The sequence below is a fragment of the Chloroflexia bacterium SDU3-3 genome (assembly GCA_009268125.1).
In the GTDB taxonomy this organism is placed as follows: Bacteria; Chloroflexota; Chloroflexia; order Chloroflexales; family Roseiflexaceae; genus SDU3-3.
Genome location: WBOU01000001.1, coordinates 662,834 through 677,682 on the forward strand (window position 1 = coordinate 662,834; position 14,849 = coordinate 677,682).

Consider the following 14,849-nt stretch of genomic DNA (forward strand, 5'->3'; position numbering starts at 1 on the left):
TGCCAGCCCCCGCTTTGCTATGCCCTAGAAACTACTGATAGATACTGGTGAACGGGATCAGCACATTGGACAGGTAGCCCTGCGCCGAGCTCGCGCTGGTGCGGATGCTGGCCGCAGCGCCGCCGATCGCATTCCAGACCTCCAGCTTGATCTTGCCGCCGCTCAGGTTGGCGAACGAGCCAGTGGCCGACTTCAGGCCGACACCCTGGGTGTACTCCTCGTCGCCGCTGGCCGCATTCAGCGCGAAATAGTAGTAGGTCTCCACGCGGTCGTAGCTGCCGTCGCCGGTGAAGTCGTACGAGACCCGCGCCTGCGTGCCCACGCCCACGCCCGTGCCCGCATCCACATACAGCGCGAAGCCCGTGGCCTTGCTGCTGTCGTAGGTGCCAGTCACACCGCTCACCACATAGGTCAGCGCGTTGGTGGGCGTGCCGTCGTGGTTGGTGCCGCCCGCCGAGGGGATGCTGTCGCTCGATGCACCGCCGCCGGGGCTGAAGGACAGGCTGCCCGTCACGCCATTGGCCGCGCCGTCGATCACATACACCAGGTTGCTGCGGGCAGTGCCGCCCGTCGAGCCGGTCGAGAGGCTGCCGTAGGGCAGCAGCAGGTTGGACAGGTAGCCCTGGGCCGAGGTCGCGCTGGTGCGGATGTTCACCGCGCTGCTGCCGATCGCGTTCCAAATCTCGACCTTGACCTTGCCGCCGCTCAGGTTGGCAAACGAGCCGCTGGCCGACTTCAGGCCGAGGCCCTGGGTGTACTGCTCATCGCCGCTGACGGGGTCGAGCGCGAAGTAGTTGTAGGTCTCCACGCGGTCGTAGCTGCCATCGCCCGTGAAGTCGTACGACACCCGCGCCTGCGTGCCGTTGCCCACGCCCGTGCCCGCATCCAGGTACAGCGCGAAGCCGGTGGCCTTGCTGCTGTCGTAGCTGCCGCTCAGGCCGCTGGCCACGTAGGTCAGCGCGTTGGTGGGCGTGCCGTCGTGGTTGGTGCCGCCCGCCGAGGGGATGCTGTCGCTCGACGCGCCGCCGCCGGGGGTGAGCGAGAGTGCGCCATTCACGCTGGTCGATGCGCCATCGATCAGGTACAGCAGGTTCGAGCCGGTGGTGGGCGTGGTGGTCGGCGTCACCGGGGTGGGTGTCACCGGCGTGGGCGTGACCGGGGTGGCCGTCGGCGTCACGGGCGTGGGCGTCACCGGGGTCGGCGTCACCGGCGTGGCGGTGGGGCCGCCCGAGCCGTTGCTGGTGGCGTAGCCCCAGGCGGACACCGCCAGCGTCACGCCGTTGGAGAAGGTGACGGTGGTAGCGCTGCCACTGGGATTGTAGGCCACGTAGGTGCGCGTGCCGCCCTTGTTGAACACCGCGTAGGTCGGGATGTTGGCCGTCACAGTCGTATCAACCTGACCCATGGCGTTCAGGTTGTGCAGCCAGTGGTAGGTGTGAGCCTTGGTCTCGCCGTCGAAGGGCGTGTAGCCGCCGCTGCCGAACTTCGCGAGCGCCGCGCTGGGGTTGGCCAGCGCCTGGTACGACCACATCACATCCACCCAGTCGTTCTCGGTGCCGCCGTTCTCGCTGACGATCTCGTTGTAGTTGGCCGTCACGTAGGATGGCCTGCGGCCCAGGTAGAGCGAGCCGCCGGTGATCGGCAGGAAGTTGATGCCGTGGATCATCTCCGGCTCGCCGCTGAACCAGGTGGCGTGCGCGCCGCCGTCGCCCCAGACCATACCCACCGCGTTGTGGCTGAACGCGCTGGGGAACACCGTGTTGTCAACGTCCATCCAGTACTGCTCGATGGCGTTCATCTCGGTGGTGTAGAGGTAGATGCCCAGATCGCGGATGGTGGTGTTGCCGGTGTTCGCGCCGAACAGCAGCACCGCCGTATTGAACATCATCGCCTCGGACGAGGACTCCTGGTTGTTGCCCGCGCCGAACCCGGCGTGGCCCGAGGCCCACGAGTGGCCCGCATACGGGTCGAAGGTGCGCAGGAACGGGAACATGCTGTCGCTGTGATCCCAGCTGTTCGAGTCGCGGATGAGCAGCTTGATCATGCCGCCCCACTGGCTGTCCGAGGCCCACGACTGATCGTACTGCGCCACAATAGCGGCGGCCAGGATGTAGTAGCCGTAGTGGAAGTGGTGGTCGTTCAGCTCGCTGTCCGAGCCAAAGCCCGCCGGCGCGCCGATCAGGGTGCCCCAGGTGCTGTTGTAGTAGAACACGTCGCTGGCCTTGCCGTCGGGGCCCTGAAGCCAATCCTGCAGGCGGGTCTTGAGCGCCGCGAGGAAGGCGTTCTTGGCCGCCGTGTTGCCGAGCTGGTCGGCGATCGGCACCAGCGCGGCCAGCCGCCAGAGCTGCTTGCCGGTGTTGTAGGTGTCCAGGCCAGCGCCCACGCTCACGCTGCCGCCGTTGTACACCTGATTCACATAGGCGTTCAGCTGGTTGCGGTCGTAGCTGCCCTTGTCGGGCAGCGAGGGCAGCACGCCGTTGAAGGCCATGCTGGTACTGAAGCTGCTGCCGGTCACCACCTTCATCTGGCCGCGCGCCGAGCCGTAGGTGTAGCTCGTGTTCACGCTGGATGAGTTGATCCACTGGTGGCGCAGCAGGGCCATGATCGTGCCCGTGGTGCTGCCCTCCTTGGCGGTGGTAGTGGCGGTGTAGGTGGTGTTCAGCTTGGCGCTGGCCTGGTCGTAGGACCAGGTCACCCGCGTGTTGGTCACAAACGCGTAGGCGTAGGTCTTAAAGGCGGCCAGCGTGGCGGCGCTGCTGTCGGGCAGCACGGCCACCGAGAAGTAGTCCTTGCCATTCAGGCCGGATGTGAAGGTGGTGCCGCTCTGCGACCAGGCCGCGCCGGTGGGGGCGAACAGGCCGTAGTTCTGGCCGTTCACCGTGATGCCCACGGCGTTGGTGCCAGCGCCCGCGAACACCGTGGGCGTGGCCACTGTGGTGATCTGGGCGTTGCCGCCGGTCTTGGTGGCGTACACAAAGGGCAGGCCGTGGCCGAAGGTGGCGCGCAGCGTGCTGCCGCCGCCCGACCAGTAGCCTGTCACCGTCCAGTCCGAGAAGGCGTCGACCTTGGCGTCCGGCGAGCTGAGACCCGCCACGCCGATGGTCAGCGCGTTGCCCGTGCCGTAGTGGAACTCGTTGCCCACGCCGGGGCTGGTAGCGTAGCCCACCTGCAGGCCGTTGGCCGCCGCCTGCATGCCCAGCGGGTAGGCGAACATCGCATCCGAGTAGGGGTTGCCCGCGTAGCGCTGAAAGCCCAGCGACGACCACCAGTCGCTGGTGGGCATGGGGCCGGTCACATTCGCGGTGCGCTTGGGCGTCACCGCCGCGCCCGCCGAGTTGGACGGCAGCTGGATGCTGGCTGGCTTGGTGGTGGTGTAGCTGCCTGCGCCCACCGTGGAGGCGGCGTAGGCGGTCTGGGGGCTGAACGCTGCTATATGCGAGGAGAGAAGCGTTACGCCTAGCGCCAGTGCTACACGCGTGCTTACTTGCCGTTGGAACCAGGTGCCGAAGCTGCGAGAGCTTTGCATTCCGTACTCCTTCGTTGTTCTGGCGGGGCGCGATTGCCGCCGCCACGGGTCATGATGATGGCGTAGATTGTGCGCAGTCTACGCCACGCCGCCGCCTAGGTATACGGCAATCCTGCCTATTTTTACTCATTTTAAACCATCATACCTACCCGTTTTATTTCTCTACGCTCTCAATTTCATCTTTCTTGCACAAAAATAGGTGTATCTATCACACTATCGCCATACAATAAAGTGTGACATGTCGTTCATTTACACAGTTATAGGTAGACACGAAGATCTTGTGATAGCGATTCACGACATTTATAGACTATTTTCGCAGGAGATAAACCCATGGAGGCACTCATCATCAGCCTGGGTATTCTGGCAATCGCCGGGGTGATCGTGCTCACCATCCGCCAATCGATGCGCAGTTGGGCACTGGAAACCACAAGCCACATCGCCGCCATGCGCGAGCGCGAGGCCTGCGCCGTGTGGGCGGGCGCAACCGTGGTCAGCATTATCTCCGACCCCCACCAGCACGCCGAGCACGGCAGCGCTACCATGGAGCTGCTGCTGCAGATCCAGCCGCCCCAGGGTGCGCCGTACACCACCCGCACACGCTGGAATGTCGACCTGTCCGCCAGACCGCTCATCCAGCCCGGCGCGCAGCTCCCGATCAAGATCGATGCCCACGAGCCGAAGATCGTCTACCCCAACATCAGCGGGGCAGCATTCAGCCCGTTCTAGCGCTCCACCGCCCGACCGCTTCGTGTATCATAGGCGTAGCTGGGGCGCTGGGTGCGCTCCCAGAAGGAGATGCGGCGCGTGGGTGCGCATGCGCCACGAGAAGAAAGAGGCTGACGATGACAGAGCATAGCGGTGTCGAGGTGCTGGCCCCCATTCCGGCGGAGTTCGCCGCGATCCTCACGCCCGAGGCGCTGGGTTTTGTGGCCGCACTGGTGCGGGCCGCGCGGCCAGGGCGGCAGGCGCTGCTGGCCCGTCGTGCCGAGCGGCAGGCGGCCATCGACGGCGGCGCGCTGCCCGACTTCCTGCCCGAGACGGCGGGCATCCGCGAGGCCGACTGGCAGATCGCGCCCATGCCCGCCGACCTGCTCGACCGGCGGGTGGAGATCACCGGCCCGGCCTCCGACCGCAAGATGGTGATCAACGCGCTGAACTCGGGCGCATATGTGTTCATGGCCGACTTCGAGGATGCCAACACGCCCAGCTGGCAGAACACCATCCAGGGCCAGATCAACATGCGCGACGCGGTGGCGGGCGACATCGCCTTCACCAGCCCCGACGGGCGCGCATACCGGCTGGCCGAGAAGACGGCGGTGCTGCTGGTGCGCCCGCGCGGCTGGCACCTGGATGAGAAGCACGTGCTGGTGGACGGCGCGCCCATCCCCGGCGGCCTGCTCGACTTCGGCCTCTACCTCTTCCACAACGCCCGCGCGCTACTGGCCAAAGGCAGCGGGCCGTACTTCTACCTGCCCAAGCTAGAGGGCCACCTAGAGGCGCGGCTGTGGAACGAGGTGTTCGTGCTGGCCCAGCAGCTGCTGGGGCTACCCCAGGGCACGATCAAGGCCACCGTGCTGATCGAGACCATCCTGGCCGCGTTCGAGATGGACGAGATCCTCTACGAGCTGCGCGAGCACTCGGCGGGGCTGAACTGCGGGCGCTGGGACTACATCTTCTCGTGCATCAAGAAGCTGCGCAGCCGCCGCGACTTCCTGTTCCCCGACCGCGCCCAGGTGACCATGACCAGCCACTTCATGCGCTCGTACTCGCTGCTGGCGATCAAAACATGCCACCGCCGCCAGGCCCCGGCCATCGGCGGCATGTCGGCCTTCATCCCGGTGCGCGGCGATGCCGAGGCCAACGAGCGCGCCTTCGCCCAGGTGCGCGCCGACAAGGAGCGCGAGGCCACCGATGGCCACGACGGCACGTGGGTGGCCCACCCCGGCCTCGTGCCGGTGGCGCTGGATGTGTTCAACCGCGTGATGCCCCAGCCCAACCAGATCGCGCGCGCCCGCGAAGATGTGCAGGTGCGCGCCGCCGACCTGCTCGACTTCGCGCGTGGGCCGATCACCGAGGCGGGGCTGCGCACCAACATCAGCGTGGGCATCCAGTACATCGAGGCGTGGCTGCGCGGCCAGGGCGCGGTGCCGATCTTCAATCTGATGGAGGACGCCGCCACCGCCGAGATCTCGCGCGCGCAGGTGTGGCAGTGGATCAACCACCCCGAGGGCGCGCTGGCCGACGGGCGCAAGGTGACGCTGGCCCTGGTGCGCCAGCTCACCGCCGAGGAGCTGGCCAAGGTCGAGGCCGCGCTGGGGGCCGAGCGCTACGCCGCAGGCCAGTTCGCCACCGCCGCCGCCCTCTTCGATCAGCTCGTCAGCGCGCCATCCTTCGTCGAGTTCCTCACCATCCCGGCCTACGAGCGGATCGACTAGGCGCAGCATCAAGGCCATATTGGATCTTGACAAATCCTAATAAGTAGGTATCCTACATATTATTCGTAGGATACCTACTTATGAAGGAGATGTAGCCATGGCTGCGAACATGATCCCTGGATATCGCCTGGGCGACCAGAGCCTCTCGCCATCCCCGCTCACCGCGCAAGCATTTGCCGACCTGAAGGCGGCGCTGCTGTTCGGCGACGCTGATGTGAGCGCGCTCCGCCGGGCGCGGCCTCTTCTGATCTCGCAGATGGATGCTATTCTGGACGTCTGGTACGGCTTTGTCGGATCGACCCCTGCGCTGCTGGCCTATTTCTCGCGGCCCGACGGCCCCAGCGCCGAGTACCTAGCGCGGGTGCGGGCGCGCTTCGGTCAATGGATTGACGACACCTGCCGCGCCGAGTACGATGATGCCTGGCTGGCCTATCAGCACGAGATCGGGCGGCGGCATTTCACGCACAAGAATGAGGCGGATGGTGCGGCGGCGGCAGGCACCCCGCCGATCATCCACTGGCGCTATGTCAACGCCCTGATCTACCCAATCTACGCCACCGTCCGGCCATTCCTAGAGCGCGGCGGGCACGACGCAGCCGATGTAGAGGCCATGCACCAGGCGTGGCTCAAATCGGTGCTGCTGCAGGTGACCCTGTGGTCGCACCCCTACATTCAGGAGGGCGGCTGGTAGGCAGCCGATAGCGCGGCGGGCGGTGGCACAGGAGCCGTATGGACAACCTAACACAGGCATTGCTGCGGATCGGCCAGGCCACCCGCACCATCGCCCTTGACGAAGCGCGCGCGGTCGGGCTAACGCCGGTACAGGCGCAGACGCTGCTCTTCGTCAGCAACACTAAGAGCTTCGCCACCACCGTCCGCCAGCTGGCGGCAACCCTCGGCGCAACCAACGCAAGCACCGTAGGCGTGATCGACGCCCTTGTGGCCAAGGGCCTGCTCCGGCGCGAGCCGGGCGAGCACGACCGCCGCATCACCCTCCTGCGCCTCACCGCCGAGGGCCAGCAGGCCTGCAAGCGGCTGGGGCAGTGGGGGCACCAGCTGCAAGCCGCCCTCCAGCAGCTCACCGCCGAGCAGCGGCAGGCACTGGAGAGCGGGCTGGGGGCGGTGATCTGGAGCCTGCGGACCAGCGGACATCTCACCGTGGCCGAGCCGTGCCGAGGCTGCATCTACTTCGCGGAAGATGCCGCGCCGGGGCAGCCAGAGCCGCACTACTGCCGCCTCATCCAGCAGTTTCTGCCCGAGGAGGAGGCGCGAAAGGACTGCCCAGAGCACACCCCGCCCGACCAGGCTGGCACGCCGCATCGGCTCGCGCGGGATGATGTAGACCCCGACGTTCGCAATGGCTAAAGCAGCGCGCCCAGCAGGCAAGCTACACTGAGATAAGGAAGATCCATGTCCATGCGAGAAGAGCCGATCACCCTCTTTGGGGCCGACGACTGCTATGACACCCAGCGAACGCGCCAGCAGCTCATCCAGCTGGGCATCCCATTCAAGGAGATCCGGATCGACGATGATCCGATCGCCACCAGCTTTGTCACCGTGGTGAACGGCGGCTACCGCAGCACGCCGACGCTGCTGATCGGCCAGGGCAAGGAGAAGGTGGTCATCACCGAGCCGACCAACCCTGAGTTGGTCGCCATCCTGCGCCAGATCGGCTACGACCATGTAGCGCTGACCCTGCCGGATACGATCAACTCGTTGCAGTGCTCTCCTGAGGGGCTATGATAGAGAGGTCGAGAGCACCCGAACTATCGAGAGTCGTCGCTACCGATCTGCAGCGCAGAGGGAGAATGCTGGATGATACCGCAGGTACTTGGGCTGTTTATCGGGCATCCGCACACGTATGGCCGCGAGGGGGCCAGCGACCCGCTGGATCGCCCGTGGACATCGGGCATCGTCAAGGCTGCGGTGAGCGGCCCCATCTGGCTGGGGCGCACCAACCTCGCGGGCGATGCGCAGGCCGATCTTGAGAACCACGGCGGGCCAGAGAAAGCCGTATGCGTGTACCCAGGCGAGCACTACCCATCCTGGCGCGCAGCGCTGGGCCAGCCCGATTTCCCCTTCGGGGCCTTTGGCGAGAATATCACGGTGGGCGGCCAGACCGAGGCCGACGTGTGCATCGGCGACATCTTCACGCTTGGGGATGCCCGCGTGCAAGTGTCGCAGCCGCGCCAGCCCTGCTGGAAGCTAGCGCGCCGCTGGCACCTGAGGGATCTGGCCGCGCAGGTGCAGCGCAGCGGGCGGACCGGCTGGTACCTGCGCGTGCTCGACGAGGGGCTGGTGGGGCCAGATGCCCAGATGCAGCTGATCGAGCGCCCCTACCCAGAGTGGAGCATCGCGCACGCGAACCAGATCATGCACCACCGCAGGCACGATCTGGCGGCGGCGGCGGCCCTGGCCGACTGCCCACAGCTCTCCGGCAGCTGGCGGCGCACCCTCCAGGCGCGGGCGGAGCGCGGCAGCGAAGGCAGCCCAGCCCCATGAAGCAAGCGCTCAACCCGAGATGCTGCGCGCCTAGCCCCCGCTATCGGCATCGATAGGGATGGCGGACGGGGCGTGATAAAGCTGGTTGAGCCGAGCAAACAGAAGACGCCAAGATCGTTAAACGATCTTGGCGTCTTCGTGTCTTCGTGGTTCAAAAACCTACGGGTACATGCGGTAGAGCATACGGGGGAAGGGGATGGTCTCGCGGATGTGGTGGGTGCCCGCGATCCAGGCCGTGCAGCGCTCGATGCCCATGCCGAAGCCCGAGTGCGGCACGCTGCCGTAGCGGCGCAAGTCGAGGTACCACTGGTAGTCCTCCAGCTTCAGGCCCTGCTCCACGATCCGCTGCTCCAGCAGGGCCGCATCGTGGATGCGCTGCGAGCCGCCGATGATCTCGCCGTAGCCCTCGGGGGCCAGCAGGTCGGCGCAGAGCACCACCTCGGGGCGGTCGTGGTCGGGCTGCATGTAGAAGGCCTTCACCGAGGTGGGGTACTTCTCCACGAACACCGGGCGGTCGAACTTGCTGGCGATCAGCGTCTCGTGGGGCGCGCCCAGATCCTCGCCCCAGGGCAGCGGCGTCGCGCCCTCGACCAGGCCCTGGTTGTCCGCCACCAGCTTGAGCGCCTCGTCGTAGGTGATGCGCGGGAACGGCGCGAGGCAGTTCTCCAGCGTGGTGGTGTCGCGCTCCAGCACCTTCAGATCTTCGGCGCGGCGCTCCAGGCAGCGCTGCACGATCGCGCTCACGAAGTTCTCCTGGAGCCGCATGTTGTCCTCATGCGTGGCGAAGGCCACCTCCGGCTCGATCATCCAGAACTCGGTGAGGTGGCGGCGGGTCTTCGACTTCTCGGCGCGGAAGGTCGGGCCGAAGCAGTAGACCTTGCCGAAGCTCATCATGCCCGACTCGACGTAGAGCTGGCCGGTCTGCGCTAGGTAGGCCTGGCCCAGGTCGAAGTACTCGATCGCGAACAGGTTCGATGTGCCCTCGGCGGCGGTGGGCGTGAGGATGGGCGAGTCGTAGCGGATGAAGCCCTGGGCGTTGAGCCACTCCTGGGCGGCGGCGATCACCTCGGCGCGGATGCGCAGCAGGGCGTTCTGCTTGGAGGAGCGCACCCACAGGTGGCGGTGCTCCATCAGGAACTCGACGCCGTGATCCTTGGGCTGGATGGGGTACTCCTGCTCGGGCACGTGCACCACCTCGACGCCGGTCACATCCAGCTCGTAGCCGCCCGCCGCTCGCTCGTCGGCGCGCACCTTGCCCGTGATCCGGCACGAGCTCTCCAGCGTCAGGCGCTGGGCCGCCTCGAACACGGCCTCCTCCACATTCTTGCGGAACACCACGCACTGCATCACACCGCTGCCGTCGCGCAGCCGGATGAAGATCAGCTTGCCCTTGGCTGTTTTATTCGCCACCCACCCAGCCAGCGTTACCTCCTGGCCCTCGTGCTTGGCGATCTCGGCAATCGTTGCCGTCGGTAGTAGTGACATACCTCGAAAACCTTTCCGCAGTATCGCTCGATGTCCCTGAGTATAGCACAAGATAGGCGGGGGCTGGCATCGCTGGCGGTCAGCACGCCAAGCTCTGGCATATGCCAGAGCTGCGCCAGCGCATTACTACCTGAGCATCACCCCATCCAGCACGATCTGCGCGAGCTGATCAAGGAAGGCCGCATCAAGCGGAGCCTGGAAGAACAGCATGCGCACATACAGCGCCCCGATCAGCGTGGTGAACACCGCCTCCGGCACGACTCCCGCCGCGATCTCGCCCCGCGCGACCGCGCGCTCGATCAGCAGGCCGGTGTGGCTAAACCGCGCCGCCCAGTACAGCTGCCGGGCCTGCGAGTCCTGCTGGCTCATGGTCGAAAATGCCGACCGCGTGAGCAGCCTGCCCAGCGGCGACTCGAGAAAGCTGGCGCTGGATTGAAGAAATGCCTGGATGTCGCCGCGAAAGTTGCCCGTGTCTGGCAGCGGTATGGTCTCGTTCATGCGTGTCAGCACCGTCTCGATGATCAGGCCGTCGCGGCTGCCCCAGCGCCGGTAGATGGTCGACTCGTGCACGCCCACCTGGCTCGCGATCTCAGCGACGTTAAAGCTCTCGATATCCTCATCGCGCAGCATATCCATCGTCGCATCCATCACCGCTTGGCGGATGCGCGCGCTGCGCCCGCCGGTCCGCCGCTTTGGCGCGCTGGGCGGGGCGGGCTGCTGCGGCTGTCTCTTATCCATAGGTTGCCTCGCATCTCACGCTCATATTCGTATCTTAATGCAAGTGGCTTGCATTATCAAATCGGGTGTGCTACAGTGGCGCGCATCTATCGCGAGTCACTCGCATTAAGGAGACATGGTATGTCCACGCAGATCGCAAAAGTAGCCCTCATCACCGGCGCATCATCGGGGATCGGGCGCGCCACCGCGCTCGCGCTGGCCAGCGCGGGGTATGTGGCCTACGCCACCGCACGGCAGCCCCACGCGCTCGCCGCGCTTGAGCGGGCTGGGCTACACGCGCTGCCGCTCGATGTGACCGACGAGCGCAGCATGGCCGCAGCCGTGCAGCGCATCGAGGCCGCGCACGGCGCGATCGATGTGCTCGTCAACAACGCCGGTGCCAGCGAGATGGGGCCGCTCGAAGAGATCGAGCTAGCGCGCGTGCGCCACCTCTTCGAGACCAACGTCTTCGGCATGCTACGGCTGTGCCAGCTGGCTCTGCCCGGCATGCGCCGCCGAGGCGGCGGGCGGATCGTGAACGTCAGCTCGATGGGCGGCGAGTTCACCACGCCGTTCAGCGGGGCGTACCACGCCAGCAAGTACGCCGTCGAGTCGCTCTCCGACGCGCTGCGGTTCGAGGTGCAGCCCTTCGGCGTGGGTGTGATCGTCATCCAGCCGGGCGTGGTGCAGACGCCATTCGGGGCGCGCGCCCAGGCCAGCATCCGCACCAGTGAGGACAGCCCCTACGCGGCGCAGCTGGATGCCTTCCGCCGCTTCCTGGCGGCCAACGCCGACGGCGATAGCGCCGAGGTGCTCACCCCCGACCTAGTGGCCCAGGTGATCGTCGATGCGGTATCGGCGGCGCAGCCGGAGACGCGCTACAAGGTGGGGGCCGAGGCCGAGCAGCTCGCCAGCGCGCGCCGCTCGATGAGCGACCGCAAGTGGGATGCGCTCTACCGCCAGCTGCTGGGCTGAGCGCTAGGGCATATAGCCATGCCCATGTCGCCATATCAAACACACTGCGGCCACCCGCCCGATCACCACAGATCGGCCATCTGCGAGTAGATCAGCAGCGGCTTGGTATCCAGAAACACGCGCGGCGAGAAATCTGCGAAGTAGCCGATGTTCATGCACCACTTCTCGTACCACCACCACGGCCAGTCCCACGAGTGCGGCGTGAACTGCGGGCTGCGGCGGGCATTGTAGCGAACCCGCCCCCACTGGCCCGGCTGAAGGATGAGCGCATCCGAGCGAGCGGGGCGCTCCGGCATTCCCTTGCCGTTCCATCTGAAGTCAATATGAGCCACCTCATCCTGAAACCGCAGGCGCACACAGTCACATTCGAAGGGCGTATCTATCGGCAGCACCGCATCCGATGGCGCTCCGCCGGGGTGCAGCACAAAATCGATCATGTAATTCGCGCCATCAACGATCAACGATGGGGCGGCAAGCGGCTGCTTGAGCGCAGATAGCTCCAGCGCCTCGGGCACCTGATTGCGCACGCCCGCGCGCTGCCCGCCGCGCGACGCCTTCGACCACTGTGTGAGGATAACTTGAAGCACGATGCATGGCTGCGGCGGCAGCTGTTTCTTGGCGCGAGCTTTCATAGGGCCTCGTTAGCATCAATAGAAGACTGAAAACAGCTATGGGCTTGTTGGAACCATAGGATTTCATTTATATGTGATAGAAGCATCATGGATGATCATGTAACGTTGTCCCGTCACCATTCAAGCGGCGTGGATTCCATTTAGCCTTGATCGCAGCCAGATTTTCCTCATCCACTACAACATCGCCATTTTTGATAGTATAGGCACCTGTTTCATAGCACTCTAAGATGGCAGATAGCATTGTGGTCAGGCTCTCATAGCGCGTCATTTCAGCATACAGAACAACACGCGAAGGCGCAAAGGCCTGCGCTATGATCGGGGCCTATGCATTCGCGTTCACCAGAACGTTCTACCACCAAGACTCGAAAGCGCCTTGGGAAGAAAAGAGAACAACTCCTATGAAGGCGCAAAAACATGAAGGAAAACGGATTCATGACCAAGCTACCAACCTACGAAGCGGCATCAAGCGGAACGCATAGGCCCTAGCCCTACCCGGCAGCGGCGCGATGAATCACCCCCTATTTGCCGTTTATGCTGGTATGCCCACAAGCGCAAAGGCTGGCATGTATGCCACTCACAGCAAAAGGAAACCCATGAGGCATCCCATCGCTTCTATCTTTAACTGCGCCGCATTATTCCTGCTCATCGCAATGCCTCTGGGCTGCATCAGCACGCCCGCACATGCCGCTAGCACATTGACCGTGCTCAACACCAACGACAGCGGGGTTGGCTCGCTGCGCCAGGCGATCGCCGATGCGGCGGCGGGCGATACCATTATCTTCGACCCCAGCCTCTCAGGCGCAACCATCCGGCTGCAAAACCTGACTGACAGCCTAACCATCAACAAAGACCTGACGATCGACGGCTCAGCGCTGGCTGCGAAGATCACAATCAGCGGCGACACCGATAACAATGGCGACGGCGACATCCGTGTGCTGGTCATCGACAGCGCCACCGTAACGCTGAAGGGGCTGGCCATCGCCAAGGGCAATATCGCGGCGGCGGGCGGCGGCATCTCCAACAGCGGCGCGCTGACCCTGGTAGATTGCACCGTGTCGGAGAATACCTCGTCTGCCGACAAAGGCGGCGGGATCGCCTCCACCGGGCCGCTCACACTGATCAACAGCACCGTCTCGCACAACCAGTCCGATCAGCAGGGCGGCGGCATCGCCTCGTACGCGGGGGCGCTGAGCATCACCGACAGCACGATCGCCGATAACACGGTGGCGTTTAGCGACGGCGGCGGCATCTGGATCGGGCCTGGCAATGCAGACACCATCGCAATCACCCGCAGCACCATCGCCGATAACATGGCGCTGGGCGCGGGCGGCGGCATCTACAACGACGCCTCGCCCAAGCTGACGATCGCCGACAGCAGCATCTCGGGCAACACCGCCACCGGCGCGCAGGGCGGCGGCATCTACGGCAGCGTCACGCTACGCGGCAGCGCGGTCGTTGGGAATCAAACATTGGCCAGCAGCGGCGGCGGGCTGCATACATGGAACGCCAGCATCGCCGACAGCACCATCGCCGACAACAGCGCGGCTGGCGATGGCGGGGGCATCTATCTGCGCGATAACCGCACGCTTTATATATCGGGCAGCACGCTCTCCGGCAACCAGGCCGGTGTTAGCTCCTACGGCGGGGCGATCTTGAGCCGACCCGGCGCAACCACCACCGTCGTCAACAGCACCATCTCGGGCAATGCGGCGGGGTACGGCGGGGGCATCCAGAGCGCGGCGGGGGGCAGCGTGAGCCTGAGCAGCGTGACCATGGCGGGCAACCAGTCGCCAAATGTCGGCGGCATCGGCGGGCTGGCCAACCAGGGCACGCTTAGCATGGTCAATACGATCATCGCCAGCTCGACGAACGGCAACTGCGCGAACATTGGCGCGGGCAGCATCTCCACCAACCAGGCGAATCTGGTGCAGGACGGCTCCTGCGGCACCGCGACCCCTGTTGACCCCATGCTCGGCCCGCTCGCCGACAACGGTGGCCCAACCAAGACCCACGCGCTGCTGGTCGGCTCGCCCGCCATCGACGCGGGCGACGCCGCGTACTGCGCCGCCGAGCCAGGCGCGGCCAACCGCGACCAGCGCGGGGTGGCGCGGCCCATCGATGGCGATACCACGCCGGGAGCCATCTGCGACATTGGCGCATTCGAAGCGCCGCTCGACCCTTCCGTGCCCACCGTGCAGTTCAGCCAAGCCACGTTCAGCGCAGCCGAGGGCGATGGCACAAGCCATGTGATCACCCTCACGCGCAGCGGCTCGCTGGCAGCCGCCTCGCAGGTGTGGGTCAGCATCGGCGGCGGGACGGCCACCAGCGGCGCGGACTACAGCGGTGCCGATTTCCCCATGACCATCAGCTTTGGCAGCGGGGAAAGCAGCCAAACCGTGAGCATCGGCCTGATCGACGATGATGACATCGAGCCAGCCGAGACCATCAAGCTGATGGTGACGAGCTTGTCCAACGCCAAGATCGGCGCTCAGGGCAGCGCCACGCTCCAGATCGGCGATAACGACAGCATCCCCTCGTTCACCAGCTACCTGCCGCTGATAACGCGCTGAGCTTGCC

At 65.4% G+C, this 14,849-nt stretch carries 12 protein-coding genes; 8 read left to right on the forward strand and 4 right to left on the reverse strand.

The window, feature by feature from the left end; genetic code table 11:
• Positions 1-31: 31 nt before the first annotated feature.
• The gene (locus F8S13_02745; GenBank protein KAB8146013.1) at positions 32-3,526 is read right to left on the reverse strand and encodes a glycoside hydrolase; all 3,495 of its coding nucleotides are present in this window, start codon (positions 3,524-3,526) and stop codon (positions 32-34) included.
• A 330-nt stretch (positions 3,527-3,856) separates the two neighbouring features.
• Between F8S13_02745 and F8S13_02750 the strand changes: the two genes are divergently transcribed.
• The 6 genes from F8S13_02750 (at position 3,857) to F8S13_02775 (ending at position 8,463) form a co-directional block, all read left to right on the forward strand.
• Entirely contained in the window at positions 3,857-4,252 is a 396-nt protein-coding gene (locus tag F8S13_02750) for a hypothetical protein (GenBank protein ID KAB8146014.1), read from the forward strand.
• Between the two features lie 116 nt (positions 4,253-4,368).
• Entirely contained in the window at positions 4,369-5,961 is a 1,593-nt protein-coding gene (aceB, locus tag F8S13_02755) for a malate synthase A (protein KAB8146015.1), read from the forward strand.
• Between the two features lie 97 nt (positions 5,962-6,058).
• Positions 6,059-6,652, forward strand: a complete 594-nt coding sequence (locus tag F8S13_02760; protein KAB8146016.1) for a protogloblin ApPgb — start codon at positions 6,059-6,061, stop codon at positions 6,650-6,652.
• 38 nt (positions 6,653-6,690) lie between these two features.
• On the forward strand, positions 6,691-7,326 hold the full coding sequence (locus F8S13_02765) for a winged helix-turn-helix transcriptional regulator (protein KAB8146017.1): 636 nt from the start codon (positions 6,691-6,693) through the stop codon (positions 7,324-7,326).
• Positions 7,327-7,371: 45 nt separating this feature from the next.
• Positions 7,372-7,704 (forward strand): glutaredoxin family protein, encoded by a 333-nt coding sequence (locus F8S13_02770; GenBank protein ID KAB8146018.1) that lies wholly within the window; start codon positions 7,372-7,374, stop codon positions 7,702-7,704.
• A gap of 72 nt (positions 7,705-7,776) precedes the next feature.
• On the forward strand, positions 7,777-8,463 hold the full coding sequence (locus tag F8S13_02775; GenBank protein ID KAB8146019.1) for an MOSC domain-containing protein: 687 nt from the start codon (positions 7,777-7,779) through the stop codon (positions 8,461-8,463).
• A 159-nt stretch (positions 8,464-8,622) separates the two neighbouring features.
• On the opposite strand, the gene asnS is transcribed toward F8S13_02775, so the two are convergent.
• Both asnS and F8S13_02785 read right to left on the reverse strand, forming a co-directional pair.
• On the reverse strand, positions 8,623-9,948 hold the full coding sequence (asnS, locus tag F8S13_02780; protein ID KAB8146020.1) for an asparagine--tRNA ligase: 1,326 nt from the start codon (positions 9,946-9,948) through the stop codon (positions 8,623-8,625).
• A gap of 126 nt (positions 9,949-10,074) precedes the next feature.
• Positions 10,075-10,686 (reverse strand): TetR/AcrR family transcriptional regulator, encoded by a 612-nt coding sequence (locus F8S13_02785; GenBank protein ID KAB8146021.1) that lies wholly within the window; start codon positions 10,684-10,686, stop codon positions 10,075-10,077.
• A gap of 120 nt (positions 10,687-10,806) precedes the next feature.
• On the opposite strand from F8S13_02785, the gene F8S13_02790 reads away from it, so the two are divergent.
• Complete coding sequence (locus tag F8S13_02790; protein KAB8146022.1) at positions 10,807-11,640, forward strand: SDR family NAD(P)-dependent oxidoreductase; 834 nt, start codon at positions 10,807-10,809, stop codon at positions 11,638-11,640.
• A gap of 62 nt (positions 11,641-11,702) precedes the next feature.
• On the opposite strand, the gene F8S13_02795 is transcribed toward F8S13_02790, so the two are convergent.
• Positions 11,703-12,272, reverse strand: coding sequence for a hypothetical protein (locus tag F8S13_02795; protein ID KAB8146023.1), 570 nt, complete (start codon positions 12,270-12,272; stop codon positions 11,703-11,705).
• A 695-nt stretch (positions 12,273-12,967) separates the two neighbouring features.
• Between F8S13_02795 and F8S13_02800 the strand changes: the two genes are divergently transcribed.
• Positions 12,968-14,842, forward strand: a complete 1,875-nt coding sequence (locus tag F8S13_02800) for a hypothetical protein (GenBank protein KAB8146024.1) — start codon at positions 12,968-12,970, stop codon at positions 14,840-14,842.
• Positions 14,843-14,849 lie beyond the last annotated feature (7 nt).

What these genes read in the sequence shown, in the direction of transcription:
- F8S13_02745 (KAB8146013.1), bottom strand. Translation starts at nt 3,526, where the DNA reads ATGCAAAGCTCTCGCAGCTTCGGCACCTGGTTCCAACGGCAAGTAAGC.
- F8S13_02750 (KAB8146014.1), top strand. Translation starts at nt 3,857, where the DNA reads ATGGAGGCACTCATCATCAGCCTGGGTATTCTGGCAATCGCCGGGGTG.
- aceB (KAB8146015.1), top strand. Translation starts at nt 4,369, where the DNA reads ATGACAGAGCATAGCGGTGTCGAGGTGCTGGCCCCCATTCCGGCGGAG.
- F8S13_02760 (KAB8146016.1), top strand. Translation starts at nt 6,059, where the DNA reads ATGGCTGCGAACATGATCCCTGGATATCGCCTGGGCGACCAGAGCCTC.
- F8S13_02765 (KAB8146017.1), top strand. Translation starts at nt 6,691, where the DNA reads ATGGACAACCTAACACAGGCATTGCTGCGGATCGGCCAGGCCACCCGC.
- F8S13_02770 (KAB8146018.1), top strand. Translation starts at nt 7,372, where the DNA reads ATGTCCATGCGAGAAGAGCCGATCACCCTCTTTGGGGCCGACGACTGC.
- F8S13_02775 (KAB8146019.1), top strand. Translation starts at nt 7,777, where the DNA reads ATGATACCGCAGGTACTTGGGCTGTTTATCGGGCATCCGCACACGTAT.
- asnS (KAB8146020.1), bottom strand. Translation starts at nt 9,948, where the DNA reads ATGTCACTACTACCGACGGCAACGATTGCCGAGATCGCCAAGCACGAG.
- F8S13_02785 (KAB8146021.1), bottom strand. Translation starts at nt 10,686, where the DNA reads ATGGATAAGAGACAGCCGCAGCAGCCCGCCCCGCCCAGCGCGCCAAAG.
- F8S13_02790 (KAB8146022.1), top strand. Translation starts at nt 10,807, where the DNA reads ATGTCCACGCAGATCGCAAAAGTAGCCCTCATCACCGGCGCATCATCG.
- F8S13_02795 (KAB8146023.1), bottom strand. Translation starts at nt 12,272, where the DNA reads ATGAAAGCTCGCGCCAAGAAACAGCTGCCGCCGCAGCCATGCATCGTG.